At 63.9% G+C, this 18175-nt stretch carries 13 protein-coding genes and 1 tRNA gene; 6 read left to right on the forward strand and 8 right to left on the reverse strand.

Going from position 1 to position 18175, the window contains the following annotated elements:
* Nucleotides 1-19 precede the first annotated feature (19 nt).
* A complete protein-coding gene (locus RCH14_RS05635) occupies nt 20-1030 on the forward strand; it encodes an inorganic phosphate transporter (protein WP_343025179.1) in 1011 nt (336 codons plus the stop codon).
* A gap of 49 nt (nt 1031-1079) precedes the next feature.
* Here the strand turns inward: RCH14_RS05635 and RCH14_RS05640 are convergent, their stop codons facing one another.
* From RCH14_RS05640 to RCH14_RS05665, 6 genes are all read right to left on the reverse strand, one after another.
* Nucleotides 1080-1325 carry a hypothetical protein gene (locus RCH14_RS05640; protein ID WP_343025180.1) on the reverse strand — a complete coding sequence of 82 codons (246 nt, stop codon included), beginning with the start codon at nt 1323-1325 and terminating at the stop codon, nt 1080-1082.
* 115 nt (nt 1326-1440) lie between these two features.
* On the reverse strand, nt 1441-2331 hold the full coding sequence (locus RCH14_RS05645; protein WP_343025181.1) for an MBL fold metallo-hydrolase: 891 nt from the start codon (nt 2329-2331) through the stop codon (nt 1441-1443).
* A 120-nt stretch (nt 2332-2451) separates the two neighbouring features.
* On the reverse strand, nt 2452-3420 hold the full coding sequence (locus tag RCH14_RS05650) for an IS1595 family transposase (RefSeq protein WP_343025182.1): 969 nt from the start codon (nt 3418-3420) through the stop codon (nt 2452-2454).
* Between the two features lie 156 nt (nt 3421-3576).
* Nucleotides 3577-5403 (reverse strand): PhoH family protein, encoded by a 1827-nt coding sequence (locus RCH14_RS05655; protein ID WP_343025183.1) that lies wholly within the window; start codon nt 5401-5403, stop codon nt 3577-3579.
* 256 nt (nt 5404-5659) lie between these two features.
* Nucleotides 5660-6127 carry a peroxiredoxin gene (locus RCH14_RS05660; protein ID WP_343025184.1) on the reverse strand — a complete coding sequence of 156 codons (468 nt, stop codon included), beginning with the start codon at nt 6125-6127 and terminating at the stop codon, nt 5660-5662.
* Between the two features lie 180 nt (nt 6128-6307).
* The gene (locus RCH14_RS05665; RefSeq protein ID WP_343025185.1) at nt 6308-6688 is read right to left on the reverse strand and encodes an Mth938-like domain-containing protein; all 381 of its coding nucleotides are present in this window, start codon (nt 6686-6688) and stop codon (nt 6308-6310) included.
* A gap of 147 nt (nt 6689-6835) precedes the next feature.
* Here RCH14_RS05665 and RCH14_RS05670 point away from each other — a divergent pair, with 147 nt between their 5' ends.
* The 4 genes from RCH14_RS05670 to RCH14_RS05685 all read left to right on the forward strand — a co-directional run bounded on the left by RCH14_RS05670 (nt 6836) and on the right by RCH14_RS05685 (nt 11671).
* The gene (locus tag RCH14_RS05670; RefSeq protein WP_343025186.1) at nt 6836-8059 is read left to right on the forward strand and encodes a pyridoxal phosphate-dependent aminotransferase; all 1224 of its coding nucleotides are present in this window, start codon (nt 6836-6838) and stop codon (nt 8057-8059) included.
* Between the two features lie 40 nt (nt 8060-8099).
* Nucleotides 8100-9419, forward strand: a complete 1320-nt coding sequence (locus tag RCH14_RS05675; RefSeq protein WP_343025187.1) for a homoserine dehydrogenase — start codon at nt 8100-8102, stop codon at nt 9417-9419.
* Between the two features lie 199 nt (nt 9420-9618).
* Nucleotides 9619-11505, forward strand: coding sequence for an MFS transporter (locus tag RCH14_RS05680; protein WP_343025188.1), 1887 nt, complete (start codon nt 9619-9621; stop codon nt 11503-11505).
* An 89-nt stretch (nt 11506-11594) separates the two neighbouring features.
* A tRNA-Pro gene (locus RCH14_RS05685) sits at nt 11595-11671 on the forward strand.
* An 81-nt stretch (nt 11672-11752) separates the two neighbouring features.
* Here the strand turns inward: RCH14_RS05685 and RCH14_RS05690 are convergent.
* A complete protein-coding gene (locus RCH14_RS05690) occupies nt 11753-13039 on the reverse strand; it encodes an HD-GYP domain-containing protein (protein ID WP_343025189.1) in 1287 nt (428 codons plus the stop codon).
* Nucleotides 13036-14688 carry a methyl-accepting chemotaxis protein gene (locus RCH14_RS05695; RefSeq protein ID WP_343025190.1) on the reverse strand — a complete coding sequence of 551 codons (1653 nt, stop codon included), beginning with the start codon at nt 14686-14688 and terminating at the stop codon, nt 13036-13038. Before RCH14_RS05695 ends, RCH14_RS05690 begins: the two co-directional genes overlap by 4 nt.
* 323 nt (nt 14689-15011) lie before the next feature.
* Here RCH14_RS05695 and RCH14_RS05700 point away from each other — a divergent pair, with 323 nt between their 5' ends.
* Complete coding sequence (locus RCH14_RS05700) at nt 15012-18146, forward strand: ATP-binding protein (protein WP_343025191.1); 3135 nt, start codon at nt 15012-15014, stop codon at nt 18144-18146.
* Nucleotides 18147-18175 lie beyond the last annotated feature (29 nt).

Here is an 18175-nt window from a genome sequence, read left to right on the forward strand (position 1 = left end):
GTCGCAGACCTGCATAACCATGGATAATCTCAACATCAGCATCTACGTGCTGGGAATGCTCGTGCTCCTGGCACTGGTATTCGACTTCATGAACGGTTTTCACGATTCGGCAAACTCGATCGCCACCGTGGTCTCGACCGGGGTTTTGAAACCCCAGCACGCCGTCGCAATGGCGGCCTTCTTCAACTTCATCGCGATCTTCGTGGTCAACATGAAAGTCGCGCAAACCATCGGCAAGGGCACGATCGATCCGCACGTGGTTGACCATTACGTGATCTTTGGTGCCCTGGTCGGGGCGATCTCCTGGAACGTCATCACCTGGTACTACGGCATTCCATCATCGTCGTCGCACGCGCTGATCGGCGGCCTGGTGGGCGCGGCCGTGGCCAAGGCGGGCACCGGTTCGCTGATCTCGAGTGGCCTGATCAAGACCGTGGCGTTCATCGTCGTCGCGCCGCTGCTGGGCTTTGCGCTGGGCTCGATCATCATGCTGATGGTGGCCTGGATCTTCGTGAAGTCCACGCCCAGAAAGGTCGACGGTTTGTTCCGCAAGCTGCAGCTGGTCTCGGCTGCGGCGTATTCGCTGGGCCACGGCGGCAACGACGCGCAAAAGACGATGGGCATCATCTGGATGCTCCTGATCGCCGCGGGCTACACGAGCGCGACGGCCGAGTATCCACCGGCCTGGGTGATCATCTCGTGCTACGCGGCGATCGCATTCGGTACGCTGTTCGGCGGCTGGCGCATCGTCAAGACCATGGGCCAGAAGATCACCAAGCTCAAGCCGGTTGGCGGCTTCTGCGCCGAAACGGGCGGTGCGGTCACGCTGCTGCTCTCGAGCGCGTTCGGCATTCCGGTGTCGACGACGCACACGATCACCGGCGCCATCGTCGGCGTGGGCGCCGCGCGCAAGACCTCGGCCGTGCGCTGGGGCGTGGCTGGCAATATCGTGTGGGCCTGGATCTTCACGATTCCGGCATCGGCCTTCATGGCGGCGGTGGCCTGGTGGATCGGCACCAAGATCATGTGATTGCGGCTGGATCACCATCGAAAACGGCGCCCTCGGCGCCGTTTTTTTTTCAATGCTGCGTCATCGCGCCCGTGCCGACGCCGGAGTTTTTCATGTTCTCGCGCTCGATGTCGCTGACCGTACCGGCATTGTTGGCCGTCTGGCCTTTCTTGCGCGGCAGGTAGGTGCCGATTGGGGTAGTGCGTTCTTCGCGCACGCTTGCGGTCTTCGCGCCGTCAGGGGCAGGGCTGGTGCAAGCGGCCAGCAGCAGGGCGGCAGCGCACGAGGTGAGGAGTGATGTCAGCGGGAGGGGCATGGAAGCAGGCTCGGGAAAGTGGCTGTTCGGTATTGACAGCCGCGCCCCATTCTAAGCCGGTGCCGGCGCGCGCCACCCTGACAGATTTGACAGGTGAGCATGGGCGTAAAGTGCGCTAGCCGAGATCGACTTCCAGGCCTTCGTAGGCCAGCAGCACCTGGAGGTTGCCCAGGCACCCGGCGTGGCGCGCCGTCACGTCGGCAAAGACAGCCTCGAGCTCATCGTCGCCGCGGGTCGGTTCGTGGTGCGTGCAATACAGCGTGCGTGCGCCAACGCGTAGCGCCATCGCAATGGCGCCGTCAAACGTGCCGTGGCCCCAGCCGCGCTTGGACGGGTATTCGTCGCGCGTGTACGAGCAATCGACGATCAGCGCGTCCACGCTCCCCATCACGGCGTCCATGCGGCGCTCGGCCTCGCGTACCTGCAGTTCGGCCGCCGCATGCTGCGGGTGGTCCGCAGCATGCGGGTTGTACCAGGGTTCGTGGTCCCCCGTGAAGAACACCGATGTGTCGTTGCAATCGATGCGGTAGCCAAGGTTGGTTACCGGGTGGTTCGTCACTACGTTGGAAACCAGTGCATCGCCCACCGCGAGCGGCTCACCGATGGTGAGCGTGCAGTACTCGATCGTGGCGCTCATGTCTGTTTCGCCTACCGGAAAATAGCTGCTTTGCAGCTGCACGCCCATCACGTGTTCGATGCCTTTTCCCGTGATCGGATCATGCGCCCCATGCAGGCGCACGCGGCTGCCCTTGACGAACAGCGGGGTGAAGAAGGGCAGGCCATGGATGTGATCCCAGTGGCTGTGCGTGATGAAGATATTGGCGTGCACGGGAGGCCGGGCCAGCAGGTGCTGGGCCAGCGGGAACAGGCCGGTGCCGCCATCGAGCACGATCAGCGTGTCGTCGTCGGTGCGTACTTCGATACAGGTCGTGTTGCCGCCATAACGCGCCGTGCGTGGCCCCGGTGCCGGGATCGACCCACGTACTCCCCAAAAACGAAATTTCATGGTGCATTCCCTGCCAGATGAACTCGGGATAATTCTATATAGTTTCGATCATAGCGGGTTTGTCATCCTTGGAGACGTTGTGACCCAGAAATGCCGTGCCAAAACAGGGCGCAGTCAACGTTATCTGTTGATGGCGCCGACTGCGATGCGCAGCAACTGTTCCGGGGAACTTACCCGCCCCCCATCGAGGGCCCAGCGCCAGCCCAGGTAATTGGGCAGGTAGCGTGACGCTACGCCACGAAAGCACATCAGCCAGGCCTTGAAGCGCTGGTGATACCCGTTCACGTTCTGTACGTGGATAGCCAGGTTGCCCAGGCGCCTGACGCGCACGCCGGCGCGCAGATTCACCACCTCGTGCGCGATCCTGTGCTTGCGTGCAAAGGCGCGGTAGGCGGCATGGCTGTCGCTGACCAGCAGCGCCTGTGGATCGAGCCTGGGCAGCAAGCCGCGTTCGAGTTGTGCGGCCGTCAGCGCACCGCGGCCAGTGACGGCGTCAATGGTGCCCCCGTTGCGGTCGCGCGCCACGAGGATGCAATCGAGCTCACGGGAAATGCCGCGCCGGGCGGCGCGCCCGCCCCGCCGACGGGGTGGGCGGTCGAGTGTGCGCGAGCCCTTCTGCGATTCGAGCAGGAACGTCTCATCAGCCTCGACGATGCCGTTCAGCGCGGCGGGCCGGTCGAGCTTGACCCAAGCGAGAAAGCGGTGGCGCCATCGGAAGGCGGTATTGCGGTGCACGCCGACCCGGTCTGCGGCTTTGCGCACGGGGAGCGAGTCCAGCAGCACCTGGGAGTAGGCGAGCCATTTGGTCTTGAGCCTGAGCCGCGCCAGTGGCGTGCCGCTCAGGTCGTTGAAAGTGCGCCCACAATTGCAGTAGCGAAAACGCTGCAGATCGTTGGCAAACCCGTGCCGGTTGCAGCGTGCGTCGCCACAGCTGGGACAACAGCGCCCTGGTGCCCTGGCCTGGGCGATGAGCGCAACGACCTGGTCGAGGCCGGCCGCAGGGTGCAGCGCATCGAGCACTTGACGACGCTGCGCCCCGTTCAGCGATGGCAATGTTGCGAACCAACGTTTGAAACGTGGCGCTTTCATGATCGACTCCTGACACTGGCGACAGGGGTTGGACCATGGGGCCGCTCATCAGTTCAAAGCTCAGCTCTATTTAACGTTGACTGCGCCAAAAAAAACGCCCGCCGGTGAGGGCGGGCGTTTCAGGACTGCGTCTGCACGGAGCAGACCGCAAAACGATTACAGCACGTCGCTGGCGTGATCGGCCAGGCGCGAGCGTTCGCCGCGCGCCAGCGTGACGTGGCCACCGTGGTTCCAGCCCTTGAAGCGATCGACCACATAGGTCAGGCCGCTCGAGCCTTCGGTCAGGTACGGCGTGTCGATCTGCGCGATATTACCCAGGCACAGGATCTTGGTGCCAGGACCGGCGCGCGTGACGAGCGTCTTCATCTGCTTGGGCGTCAGGTTCTGCGCTTCGTCGATGATGAGGAACTTGTTGACGAAGGTGCGGCCGCGCATGAAGTTGAGCGACTTGATCTTGATGCGCGAGCGGATCAGGTCTTGCGTTGCCGCGCGACCCCAGTCGCCGGCATCGCCGTCCGACTTCATCAGCACTTCGAGGTTGTCGTCGAATGCGCCCATCCATGGCGACATCTTCTCTTCCTCGGTGCCTGGCAGGAAGCCGATGTCTTCACCGACCGGCACCGTCACGCGGGTGACGATGATCTCGTTGTAGAGCTTGGTTTCGAGCACCTGCGCCAGGCCGGCGGCCAGGGCCAGCAGGGTCTTGCCGGTACCGGCCTGGCCCAGCAGCGTGACGAAATCGCACTCCGGATTCATCAACAGGTTCAGCGCGAAGTTCTGCTCGCGGTTGCGCGCCGTGATGCCCCAAACGTTGTTCTTGTTGTGGCTATAGTCGCGCAGGGTTTGCAGCACGGCGGTCTTGCCGTCGATCTGCTTGACCTGGGCATACAGCGGCGACTGGCCATCCTTCGGCTCCATGTACACGAACTGGTTCGGCAGCAGCGTCGGAATCAGCGGGCCGGTCACGCGGTAGTAAGTCGCGGAGTTGCCGTTCTTGTTTTCCTGCCACGATTCGACGTCCTTGCCGTGCGTGTCCCAGAAATTGTCCGGCAGCTGGACGACGCCCGAGTACAGCAGGTCGCTGTCTTCCAGCACGTGGTCGTTGAAGTAATCTTCGGCCGGCAAGCCGATGGCGCGCGCCTTGATGCGCATATTGATGTCTTTCGACACCAGCACGATCGCGCGGCCTGCCTGCTGCTGCTCGAGTGCCCGCACGACGCCCAGGATCTGGTTGTCGGCTTTGCCTTCCGGCAGGCCTTCGGGCAGTGGCGCACTGGTCAGGCGGGTCTGGAACAAGAGGCGGCCCTTGGCATCCTTGTTGCCCAGCTTGGACAGCGGAATGCCGGACTCGATCGCGTCGTCGTCGACGTTGGCGATCAGGGCGTCGAGCGTGCGCGAGACCTGGCGTGCATTGCGCGCCACTTCGGACATGCCCTTCTTGTGGTTATCGAGTTCCTCGAGCGTCATCATCGGCAGATAGACGTCGTGTTCTTCGAAACGGAACAGCGAGCTTGGGTCATGCATCAACACATTGGTGTCGAGCACGAACACCTTGGTCAGGCCCGAATGGTCGGCCTTGCGTCTGGTGGACGACTTGAGCTGCGCATCCACCGGCTTGTGCTTGGTGGAGTGCAGTTGTTCGGCATCCTGCTCGCGCAGCTTGGCCGAGATCGGGGCAACGTTCGGCGCCTGAGGTGCAGCTTGGGGTGCAGCTTTTGGTGCAGCTTCCGGCGCAGCCTGTGGCTTCGCTTCGGCAACCGGGGCAGCGCGCACCGGCGCTTGCGCGGCGGCGAGGGTGTCTTGCGCTTTGCGGCGTGCGCGCGACTTCGGCGTCGGCACGGCTTGACCGCTGATCAGGTCATCGACTTCTGGGTCGGGCTTGGCCGAGATCGAACGCACGGGCGAACGACCGGGTTCGGCCTTTGGGTAATCTTTGACCAGCAGCATGGTCGCTGGTTCATTCGGTATTTTTGGCAGTGGCATCAGGTTCTCAATCTAAAAAAAGTCTGGAAGACCGTGCGCGCGCGGGCCACATGGCGCTGGCGCACGAGATGACGCGACTAAACAGGGATATGGGGAATTGCGGTTGAACTGTTGCAACACGGCCGAGCCGGCAAATGCGCCGGCCCGGCGGGCAACCGGATGGGAGAAATACAGATACAGGACAGGTTGAATTACAGGTCGACTCAAAATAGGCGGTAGCGATCCAGCAGGTTGAACAAACTGGAGCCAGCCAATATCAGGGCTGGCTCTTCAGAAATTCCAGCACTTCAGTCACGTGGTCACTGACCTTCACGCCACGCCATTCTTTCACCAATCGGCCTTGAGCGTCAATCACAAACGTACTGCGCTCGACCCCCCGTACTTTCTTGCCATACATGTTCTTCATCTTCATGACGTCGAATTGCGTGCACACGGCTTCGTCGGCGTCCGAGATCAGCTCGAACGGCAGACCGAGCTTGGACTTGAAATTCTCGTGCGAGCGCAGCGAATCGCGGGACAAGCCATAGATGTCGGTGCCCAGTGCCTGGAAGGCAGGATACGCTTCGCGAAAGGCGATGCTCTCGGTGGTGCAGCCAGGGGTATTGTCCTTCGGGTAAAAGTACAGCACCGTGTACTTGGCGGGGCGCCCGAGCAGTTCAAACGGTTTCTCGCCCGTCATCGGGGCAGTGAAGGGGGCAAAGGTTGCAAGTTGGCTCTCGGCCACGGGTTTCTCCTGACGGTCGCAGCGCAGCTGCAGGGTGACCCTCCCGGCGCGCCATGGCGGGGAGCGGCATCCCATGATAATCCGTCGGCGCTATCCGCCGCTAGTACTGTCGTGGGCAGAATCGCAATATTTACCCCGATTGAAACGATTCCGGGCCCGTTGACCCGGTATTGTATCGATTCATGCGGTGCGTTCGAGGATCAGGGCCAGCGTCACCTTGCGGCCTTCGCCCATCAGCACGTTGTACGTGCGGCAGGCGGCGCCGTTGTCCATGCTTTCCACGCCGATGTGCCGGCTCGACAGACTGGTGACCAGGCGCGGATGCACAAACCGCTGGCGCGCGCCGGTGCCGAGGATGACGACGTCCGGCGCATCCAGCGCCAGTTCATCGAAGTGGGCGGCGGTGAGCTGATCGAAATCGGTCACGGGCCAGGGACGCGGCGGGACCTCTGGCAGCAGCGTCAGGCTGTAGTCGAAACGCTGGGCGTTGATCTCGACGCCGCTGGCATCGACGCCGGTAACGGTCTGGTATTGCTGGGTATTGTCGGAATGGAGCTTCATGGCGATAGGCGAAGTGGGCGCATCGGATGCGGTGACTGTGCGGATACCCATTGTAACCGGATCGGCAAGGTTGCCTAAACCGTGCGCTTTGGGCAGAATGGTATTTTTGCGCACTGCAACAGTGCAGGCGTTTTTCCAGGGGATACTGTGCGACCGATTGCCAAATCGAACAAGCTCGACGACGTCTGCTACGAGATCCGCGGACCGGCTCTGGAGCAGGCGCGCCAGATGGAAGAAGACGGCCAGAAAATCATCAAGCTCAATATCGGCAACCTGGCCGTGTTCGGCTTCGATGCACCGGACGAAATCGTCAGCGACATGATCCGCAATATGCACGGCGCGGCCGGTTATACCGATTCCAAGGGCATGTTCGCGCCGCGCAAGGCGATCATGCACTACACGCAAGAGAAAAACATCACCGGCGTGACGATCGACGACATCTACCTGGGCAACGGGGCATCGGAACTGATCGTCATGTCGATGCAGGGCTTGCTGAACAATGGCGACGAAGTGCTGGTGCCGGCGCCCGACTACCCGCTGTGGACCGCCGCCGTGAGCCTGGCCGGCGGCGCGCCGCGCCACTACATCTGCGACGAAGGCGCCGGCTGGATGCCCGACATCGCCGACATGCGCAGCAAGATCACGCCCAACACGCGCGCCATCGTCGTCATCAACCCCAACAACCCGACGGGCGCCTTGTATCCGCGCGAAGTGCTGCTCGAGATTATCGAACTGGCGCGCCAGCATCAGCTGATCATCTACGCCGACGAAATCTACGACAAGACGCTGTACGACATGGCCGAGCACGTCTCGATGGCCTCGCTGGCTGACGACGTGCTGTTCGTGACACTCAATGGCCTGTCGAAGAACTACCGTTCGTGCGGCTACCGTGCCGGCTGGATGGTGGTGTCGGGCGAAAAACGCCATGCGAAGGGCTATATCGATGGCCTGAACATGCTGGCCTCGATGCGCCTGTGCGCCAACGCGCCGGGCCAGTTTGCGATCCAGACCGCGCTCGGCGGGCACCAGAGTATCAACGAGCTGGTGGGCCCAGGCGGGCGCCTGCTCCGGCAGCGCGATCTCGCCTACAAATTGCTTACCGATATACCGGGCGTGTCCTGCGTGAAGCCAAAAGCTGCGCTCTACATGTTCCCGCGCCTCGATCCGAAGATGTACCCGATCACGGACGATCAGCAGTTCATTTGCGAACTGCTGACCGAGGAAAAAGTGCTGCTGGTGCAAGGCACCGGCTTCAACTGGATCGCCCCGGACCATTTCCGGCTGGTGTTCCTGCCTAATTCCGACGACCTGACCGACGCTTGCGGACGCATTGCGCGCTTCCTCGACGGTTACCGACGGCGCCACGCTTGAATCAGCGCGTCGCGCCCAGACCTCACGAGAAACAGATTTTATGAAACCGATTCAAGTTGGCCTGCTGGGCATCGGCACCGTTGGTGCCGGCACCTTTAACGTACTCAAGCGTAACCAGGAAGACATCCGCCGCCGCGCCGGCCGCGGCATTGAAGTGACGATGGTCGCCGCGCGCAATACCGAGCGCGCACGCGCCGTCACCGGTGATGGCGTGGCCGTCGTCAGCGACCCGTTCGCCGTGGTGAACCATCCCGATATCGACATCGTCGTTGAGCTGATCGGCGGCTACGAGTTGTCGCGCGAACTGGTGCTGCAAGCTATTGCCAATGGCAAGCACGTGGTCACCGCCAACAAGGCGCTGGTGGCGCTGCACGGCAACGAGATTTTCGCGGCCGCGCAAGAAAAAGGCGTGATCGTCGCGTTCGAGGCAGCCGTGGCCGGTGGCATCCCGATCATCAAGGCGCTGCGCGAAGGCCTGACCGCCAACCGCATTGAATCGGTGGCCGGCATCATCAACGGCACCACCAACTTCATCCTGTCCGAAATGCGCGACAAGGGCCTGGACTTCGCCACCGTGCTGGGGCAGGCCCAAGCGCTGGGTTACGCCGAGGCCGACCCGACCTTCGACATCGAAGGCGTGGACGCCGCGCACAAACTCACCATCATGTCGGCGATCGCCTTCGGCATCCCGGTGCAGTTCGACAAGGCCTACGTCGAAGGCATCAGCCAGCTGCAGGCGGTGGATATCCGCTACGCCGAACAGCTCGGCTACCGCATCAAGCTGCTGGGCATCACCCGCCGCACGACGGGTGCCGCTGGCGAAGGCATCGAGCTGCGCGTGCACCCGACCCTGATCCCGGCCGCGCGCCTGATCGCCAATGTCGAGGGCGCGATGAACGCCGTGCTGGTGCATGCCGACGCCCTCGGCGTCACGCTGTACTACGGCAAGGGCGCCGGCGCAGAGCCGACCGCATCGGCCGTGATCGCCGACCTGGTCGACGTGACGCGCCTGGCCACCGTTGACCCGTCGGGCCGCGTGCCGCACCTGGCGTTCCAGCCGAACCAGATGAGCGACGTGGCGATCATGCCGATGGCCGACATCACCACCAGCTATTACCTGCGCGTGCACGTGCAGGATCAGCTGGGCGTGATGGCCGACCTGACGCGCATCCTGGCCGACGGCAATATTTCGATCGACGCCGTGCTGCAGAAAGAGCCGGGCGACCAGACCGATATCGACATCATCATGCTCACGCACCAGACGCAGGAAAAGAGCATCGATGCGGCGATTGCCAGGATCGAGGCGATGCCGGCCGTGATTGGCAAGGTGACGCGGATTCGACTGGAGTCGCTTGGATAAGTCGGGCAGGGTGGCCGCGTGGCCACCCGCGCCATGCGGGCCGGGTAGTACCGCGCGATTCTTCTGGGCTGTTTCGTATCGCCGGTGACGACCTTCGGTATCAGATGCGAATACGCAAGCATGAATATGAGAAACATGCTTTGTCCGGCCGTGCTTGCCGTTGTACATTACGGCATCCTAGTCATCCGAGCCCTCCAGCATGCGCCAACCGAGCCAATTCTCCCTGCTGACCCAGCGCCGTTTCGCCCCCTTTTTCTGGACCCAGTTCCTGGGCGCGTTCAACGACAATCTGTTCAAGACGGCACTCCTGGTCGTGATGACCTACGACGCGCTGAACTGGACCACGCTCGACCCGTCGCTCATCAACAACCTGATCCCCGGCCTGTTCATTCTGCCGTACGTGCTGTTTTCGGCCACGGCCGGCCAGCTCGCCGACAAGTTCGACAAGGCCAGGCTCGCGCGCATCGTCAAGATCGCCGAGATCGCGATCATGCTGGTGGCCGGTATCGGCTGGATGACGCACAATCTGTGGCTCCTGATCGCAGCCGTCATCGGCATGGGCATGCACTCGACGCTGTTCGGTCCCGTCAAGTACGCCTACCTGCCGCAACACCTGAAGTCCGACGAACTGGTCGGCGGCAATGGCGTCGTCGAGATGGGGACGTTCGTCGGTATCCTGCTGGGAGAAGTGGCCGGCGCGGTGCTGGTTGGCAGGCCGAGCGGCATCATGCTGGTGGCCGGCGCCACGGTGCTGTTTGCCGTGCTGGGCCTGCTGGCCAGCTGGCGCATCCCGCCTTCGCCCGCACCGGTGCCCGAGCTGCGCATCAGCCGCAACATCATTGCCGAATCGTGGCGTAACCTGGCGTACTCGCGTAAGAACCGCACCGTGTTCCTGTCGATGCTCGGCAACTCGTGGTTCTGGTTCTATGGCGCGCTGCTGCTGGCCCAGTTTCCCGTGTTCTCCAAGGATTACCTGCGCGGCGACCATAGCGTGTTCGTGCTGCTGCTCACCGTGTTCTCGCTCGGCATCGGGGCCGGCTCGCTGCTGTGCGAGCGCCTGTCGGGCCACAAGGTCGAGATCGGCCTGGTGCCGTTCGGCTCGATCGGCCTGTCGCTCTTCGGCATTGATCTGTACTTCGCCAGCGCGGGCTTTACGGCATGCAGCACGATCGTCGACTGGATGGCGCTGCTGAGCCAACCGGGGGCCTTGCGCATCCTGTTCGACCTGGTGATGATCGGTGTGTTCGGGGGCCTGTTCATCGTGCCGCTGTTCGCGCTGATCCAGACGCGTTGCGACCAGAAGCACGTCTCGCGCACGATCGCAGGCATGAACATCCTCAATGCGATGTTCATGGTCGTTTCGGCCGGCGTGGCGATCCTGCTGCTGGGGCAGGGCTTCACGATCCCGGAACTGTTCCTGACCACGGCGCTGCTCAATGCGGTGGTGGCGATCTACATCTTCTCGCTGGTACCGGAATTTTTGATGCGCTTTTTGGCCTGGATCCTGATCCATACCGTGTACCGCGTGCGCATGATCGATACGTCGCACATTCCGGCCGATGGCCCGGCGGTACTGGTCTGCAATCACGTGAGCTACGTCGATGCGATCGTCATCAATGCGGCCAGCCCGCGCCCGATCCGCTTCGTGATGGACCACCGCATCTTCAAGACGCCGTTCCTGCGCTGGATTTTCCGCGCGGTCAATGCGATCCCGATCGCGCCGGCCAAGGAAGACCCGTGGACGATGGAAAAGGCCTTCGTCGACATCGCGCACGCGCTGCATGACGGCGAGCTGGTCTGCATCTTCCCGGAAGGGCGCCTGACCAAGACGGGCGAGATGAGCGAATTCAGGAGCGGCATCACCAAAATCATCGAACGCAACAAGGTGCCGGTGATCCCGATGGCGCTGCGTGGCCTGTGGGGCAGCTGGTTCACACGCGACCAGGGCAATCTGTTCGGCCGGCGCATCGCGCGCGGCATGCGCTCGCAACTGTCGCTGGCGGTGGGCACGCCAGTGGCGCCCGAACTGGCGACGCCGGAATATCTGCAGCAGCAGGTGATGACGTTGCGGGGGGAGTGGAAGTAGGCGGGGGCGAGCGCCAGGCCATACTGCCTCGATAGGTATGGCAAAAGCGCAAGATTTTTTTTGTGGCTCTGATATAATTATTGACTAGTCGGGGCGTAGCGCAGCCTGGTAGCGTACGTGCATGGGGTGCACGGGGTCGGAGGTTCGAATCCTCTCGCCCCGACCAATAGATTCAAGAAAAGGCCAATCTCCGGATTGGCCTTTTTTCTGCCCGGACGCCGCATTCACGCTGCGGCCAACCCACCATTCAGGGCGTCTTCCCAATGCTGTCACCGAGCCAGTGGTGATCGATGTCGTGCAAGCCCCAGTCCGCAGCGCTCTCGCACCCGACAATCGCATCGCGCGCACCCGGCGCCCCCAGGTCGATCAACTCCGGCCGGATATGAGCCCGTGCTCGCGTAGAGAAGAACACCTTGATCTTGGGCAGCAGCAGCGATTTGCCGCAGGGCTGTTCCGCGACGACGCCGAGGCGGCCCGATTGCAGGCGCACCAGCGTGCCCACGGGGTAGATGCCGACGCACTTGACGAAGGCGGCGAACACGGCCTCGTCGAACTGGCCGGCGCGGGCCCATTCGGCCATGCGCCGCAGCGATTCGGCCGGGCACCAGCCGGCCTTGTAAGGCCGGTTCGAGGTGATGGCGTCGTACACGTCGCACACCGCGCCCATGCGCGCGTACAGTCCCACAGCGTCACCGGAGAGCCGGTGGGGATAGCCCCGGCCGTCGGGCCGCTCATGGTGGTGCAGGCAGACGTCCAGGGCTACCGGGCCGACGTCGGGTGAGGCCAGCAGCATCGCGTGACCCTTTTCCGGGTGGCCGCGAACGACGCAAAACTCGTCCTCGGTCAGGCTGCCAGGTTTGTTGAGCACGTCAGCCGGAACGGCCATCTTGCCGACGTCGTGCAGCAGACCGGCCAGGCCCAGTTCGCGCGTGAGATGGTCGTCCAGGCCCAGCTGGCGCGCGAGCGCGATCATCAGCGCGCAGACGGCCACCGAATGCATATAGGTGTAGTTGTCGGCCGTCTTCAGGCGCGCCAGGCCGATCAGCGCGCCGGGATTGCGCAGTACCGAGTTGGCGATGGATTCGACCAGCGGCATGGCGTGGCGCAGCTCGACCGCGCAGCCCATGCGCGCTTCGTTGAACATGTCGAACAGTGCCCGTTTCGATGCGTTGAGCAGCACGGCGGCGCGGCCGAGCTCGTCTTCCATGGTGGAATGCGCAGCGCTGCGGAAGCGAAACGCCGTTCCCGGTGCCTGGGGCGGCGGCGGGGTGGCCGGCGCCATGGCGCGCGCATCCGGGGTGGACGCTACATCGAGTCCGCGTTCGGTGTCGATCCAGGCGTCGGCGGCGCGACTGGCCGCGATGCGTTCGAGCTGCGCTGCCGATTCGATCAGAAATGACGATTGCCAGAATGGCGTGTCGATCCACGAGCAGCACAGTTGTTCCACATACATTCCTAACCGCAGCTGCTCAATGGCGACCTTCTTCAGTCCGGCACGCGCCACCGGCGCTGCCTGCCGACCGCTCCCGATCATGGCATGGCCAGTTGCAGCGCGGCGTCGCGCTTGACGCCCGGATGACGGCGGGGCGCTGGCGTTGGTGCTGCACTGCGCACCAGCTTGAACACGGCCAGCGCCTGCATCACCTTGAGCGTCTGCTCCTGCAGCGCGGCGGCGGCCGCCGCCGATTGCTCCACCAGTGCGGCGTTCTGCTGGGTCACGCCATCCATCTGCGTGACGGCGTCGTTGACCTGGCCGATACCCGCGACCTGTTCGCGCGAGGCGGCGGCGATGTCGGTCATCAGGCCACTGACCTTGCGCACGGCCGCCTGCACTTCCTGGGTGGTCGCCCCGGCGCGCGCGGCCAGGGTGGCGCCGGCCTCGACTTGCGTGATGGACGCTGCGATCAGCCGCTTGATTTCCTGCGCTGAGGTGTTGCTGCGCTGGGCCAGGTTGCGCACTTCGCTGGCGACGACGGCAAATCCGCGTCCCTGTTCACCGGCACGGGCCGCCTCGACGGCCGCGTTCAGCGCCAGGATATTGGTCTGGAAGGCGATACTTTCGATGATGCCGATGATGTCGCCGATCTTGCGCGATGCCTGCGAGATCTGGTCCATGGTCGCGATCACTTCGCCCACGATCAGGCCACCACTCACGGCGGTGCCGTCAGCCGCCTCGGCCATGGTACTGGCCTGGCCGACGCTGGCGCTGTTCTGCTGGACGGTCGAGGCCAGCTCTTCCATGCTGGAAGCCGTCTGTTCGAGCGTCGATGCCTGGGATTCGGTGCGTCCCGACAGATCCATATTGCCGGTGGCGATTTCCGCGGTCGCCACGCTGATCAACTGGAAGTTGCTGCGCACGTCGCCCACGATGGACTGCAGGTTGATGCGCAGCTGGCGCATGGCCCGCACCAGCTGGCCCATTTCGTCCTGTCGGTCGCTGCTGAAATCGGAGGTCAGGTCGCCCCCCGCCATGACCTGGCAGGCCTGGCGCGCTGCTTCCATCGGGCGCAGCAGGGTCGCGTGCAGCGCGTACCAGAAGTACAGCAACGACGCGATGGCAGCGCCGGTCAACACAGTCAGCATGGTCTCGAGATTGGCAAACCGGGTCGCGCCGTCGAACAGGTGGAAACCCAGCAGAAGCAGTAGTAACGCGCACTGGCCCGTCAGGTTCAGCGCGATGCGGCGTCGCAGCGACATCCTGGTCAAGGCGGCCAGCCGCCCGCGCAGCCCTGTGGCGCGCACCATGCCCTGCTCGAAGCGGATATTGCCGGCGGTACCGGCCTTCATGTTGCGATAGAGTTCGGCGGCGGCCGTGATCTGTTGGCGCGTGGGTTTGGTGCGCACCGACATGTAGCCGACGGCCTTGCCGTTTTCCATGACCGGTGTCGCGTTGGCCATGACCCAGTAGGCGTCCCCGTTCTTGCAGCGGTTCTTGACCATGCCTGTCCACGACCGCCCCGAGCGGATGGTGGCCCAGAAGTCGGCGAATGCCTCCACCGGCATGTCGGGATGGCGCAGAATGTTCTGAGGGGCGCCGATCAGCTCATCCTCGGTATAGCCGCTGATGGCAATGAAGTACGGGTTGGCGTACGTGATATTGCCTTGCAAATCGGTGGTCGACACGATGGTGTCCGTGTCGCTTAGTTCGATTTCGACATTGGTAACTGGAAAATTATTGCGCATGGAAGGCTCCTGCTTGAGATGGGGCGGGCGTAATGCGCCACCGATTTTGATTCACTGCAGCAACAATTTTAAGTCATAAGAATCGAAGTGCACAAATAAAACGAATAAACTGAATTATTTTTGTGGTTGTGTTGCGATTTTTCACGTTCGGTATTACGACAAGCCGCATGTGGTGCACCATGTAACTACGTATGAAGATAGCAGCGCGTTCGTTGCAAGCCAGACATGGTTTCGTTGTGTTTTCGCCAGCCAGGTGTAGCATGAGAAAAATGGTCATTCCACCCCTCGGGCCCGTCAAGCGGCGTCGGTATGTCGAGTTCGCCATGTTGGCGACTGCACTGGTATTGATTGGTGCCAGCCTCGCTTACGTGCATCTGACCGAAGTGGCGCGTATCGAAAGCAGTGAGCGGGCACGCCTGCTGTCGCTCACCACACTATTGGCTCGCGATATCCAGACCGATCTCGAGGCCACCAATGTAGCGCTGGAAGATGTCGTCCGCGATTACCTGAGCGAGCCCGATGGCGTCGTCGCCGATGCCGCGCTGTCCGGTCGCCTTGCCGCGCTGGTCGGCGCGATGCCCGGGCTGCGTGCGATGATGGTGTTCAACCGCGACGGGCAGGTGCGCGCTGCCAGTCACCAGGATCTGTACGGGCGCGATTTTTCCCGGCGCGACTATGTGGCGGCAGTGCGGCGCGCCCCCAGCAGCCGCACGCTGTACGTGGCCGAGCCGTTCCGGTCGATCCGCGGTGACCAGGTGGTGACGGTCGCGCGCATGGTGCCGGACGCAGCGGGCCGATTCGCTGGACTCGTGCTCGCCACCCTGGACCCCGAATATTTCACCGGTCAGTTCCGCACCGCCATGTATGCGCCCGACGTTTGGGCAGTGGTGATCCACGGCGGCGGGCGGCAATTGCTGAACTATCCGCCGAAGGGCAACATCGACGGCACCAACCTGGCGCGCCCGGGCACGTTCTTCCAGCGCCACCGCAGCAGCGGCAGGGAGGCGGGGATACTCGAAGGCACGGTCTACACCACGGGCGAGCAGCGGGTCATGGCGATGGCCACGATCGCGCCAGCAGCGCTGGCCATGGACTATCCGCTCGTGATCGGCCTGAGCCGCGACGTGACCGCAGTCGCCGCGCCGCTCCGGCGCCAGGGGCTGACGCTGGCCGTGCTGTTCGCCGTACTGGCAACCGGTGCCTGCGCGGCACTGGCGGTCTTGCAGCGCAAGGGAGCGCAGTGGGCAAGGCAGGATACCGAGCAGGCGCGTGCGCGCGCCGCCATGCAGGGCGTGTATGACAGCGAAGCGCGTTTTCGCACGCTGATCGAGGACGCGCCGCTGGCCATCGCCATCCTGCGCCACGGCCGCTTCATCTATTCCAACCCGCGCTACCGGGTCTTGCACGGCTATGCGGCAACGGACGATCTGACCGGACTGCGCTGGCGCGCAATGATCGCTACGCAGTCGCTGGCCGACCTGGCGCTGCAAGAGGCCATGATCGAGGCCGACAGCCCCACTGAGCAGCATTTCGAGGCGATGGGCGTGAGCAAGTGGGGCTGCAGCGTACCGATCTACAAGACCACGGCCCAAGTGAAGCTGGCGGACGGCCCGGCAACGCTGGTCTTCGCCCAGGATATTTCGGCGCAAAAGTGCGCCGAGGCCGAGATGCTGCTGGCTCGTTATGCGGCTGAGACGGCCAGCCGCAGCAAGGCCGAGTTCCTGGCCAATATGAGCCACGAGATCCGCTCGCCGCTCAACGCCGTGCTCGGTTTCGCCTATCTGCTCGAGCAGCGTGCGATCGATGCCGACGCGCGCAGCATGGTGCACAATATTCGCGTGTCCGGCCAATCCCTGCTGGCCATCGTCAATGACATCCTCGATGTGTCGAAAATCGAGGCCGGGCACATGCTGATCGAGACCGCACCGTTCTGCCTGGCCGAGTTGCTGGACAAGGTCGCCACCAGCATGCGTATCGGCGCCGCCGGCAAGGACCTGCAACTGATCGTCGACGGGCCACCTGACGGTGCCGGCAATGTGCTTGGCGATGCGTTGCGGCTGGAACAGGTGCTGCTCAACCTGACCGGCAACGCCGTCAAGTTCACACCAAAGGGCCAGGTCGCGCTGCGCTGCGCGTTGCTGGGGCGCGATGGCGATGTCCTGCTGCTCCAGTTCAGCGTGCACGACACCGGCATCGGCATCGACCCCACGGCTCAGGAGGCGATCTTCTCGCCGTTCACCCAGGCCGACAGCTCCACCACGCGGCGCTTCGGCGGCACCGGCCTGGGGCTGACCATCTGCCGCCAGCTGGTCGCGCTGATGGGCGGCGCGCTGGTCGTCGACAGTGCGCCCGGGCGCGGCAGCGTGTTCAGTTTCAGCCTGTCGCTGCAGGCATCCACCGAGGTCAACGTCACGCCAGCCTGCCCGGCCAACGCATCCCCGGAGCAGGTCCTGCGCGACGTGTGCGTGCTGGTCGTCGACGACAGCGACATCAACCGCGCGGTGGTCCAGCGCATCCTGCGCGACCAGGGCGCCGAGACCGTCTGCGTGGGCGACGGCCGGCAGGCGCTGGACTGGCTGCTGGCGCATCCGGACCAGGCCGACGTCGTGTTGATGGACGTGCAGATGCCGGTCATGGACGGCATCGAGGCCACCCGGCAGTTGCGCCGCATGCCGCAGTTCGACGACCTGCCGGTGATCGCGCTCACTGCCGGTGCGTTCAAGGAGCAGCAGGAGGCCGCGCTGGCGGCCGGCATGTGTCATGTGCTGAGCAAGCCATTCGACGTGCCGGCGATGCTTGCGTTGCTCGCGCGCTTGTGCGGCAACAGCGGCGCCACGGCCGGACAGACGCCCCCACAGCGCGACAACGATGCGCTCGACCTGGCTGCCGGGCTTGCCCTGTGGCTGGACAGTGCGGCCTACCGACAGTATCTGGCCCAGTTCCTCGACCTGCATGGCGACAGCGTGGCGGACATGCGTGCCAGCCTGGCTGCCGGCCGGCCCGCAGAAGCGGCGGCGCTGGCCCACAAACTGGCCGGCGTGGCAGCCAGCCTGGCCCTGCCTGCCACGCACGCCGCCGCCCATCAGGCCGAGAGCCTGCTGTACGCCGCGATGCGCGAGCCGGGCGCTGACGCCGCTGCAGTCGACCTGGCGCCACTGGACCGGGTCTTGGCACAGGCGCGGCGCGCCATCGACCATTACCTCGGGCCTGCCCCGGCCGTGGCGCCGCCGGTGGCAGCACCATCGGAAGTGCTGCACGCGCACCTGACCGGTCTGCTGGACGCGCTCGAGGCCGATGCGCTGGACGCGGCCGAGACCTGCCTTGCGGCGCTGGCACCGATGCTGCCTGCGGCGGTGCTCGATCGTGTGTGGCATCCGCTGCGCCGCTTCGATTTCCGCGCCGCCGAGGCCGCTGCGCGCTCGTTGGCCGCGTCCGTACCGGTGACGGCAGCACACTGAACCACCATGCTGCCGGCCGATCACGATCA

Source organism: Massilia sp. MP_M2 (assembly GCF_039123635.1).
GTDB lineage: Bacteria > Pseudomonadota > Gammaproteobacteria > Burkholderiales > Burkholderiaceae_D > Telluria.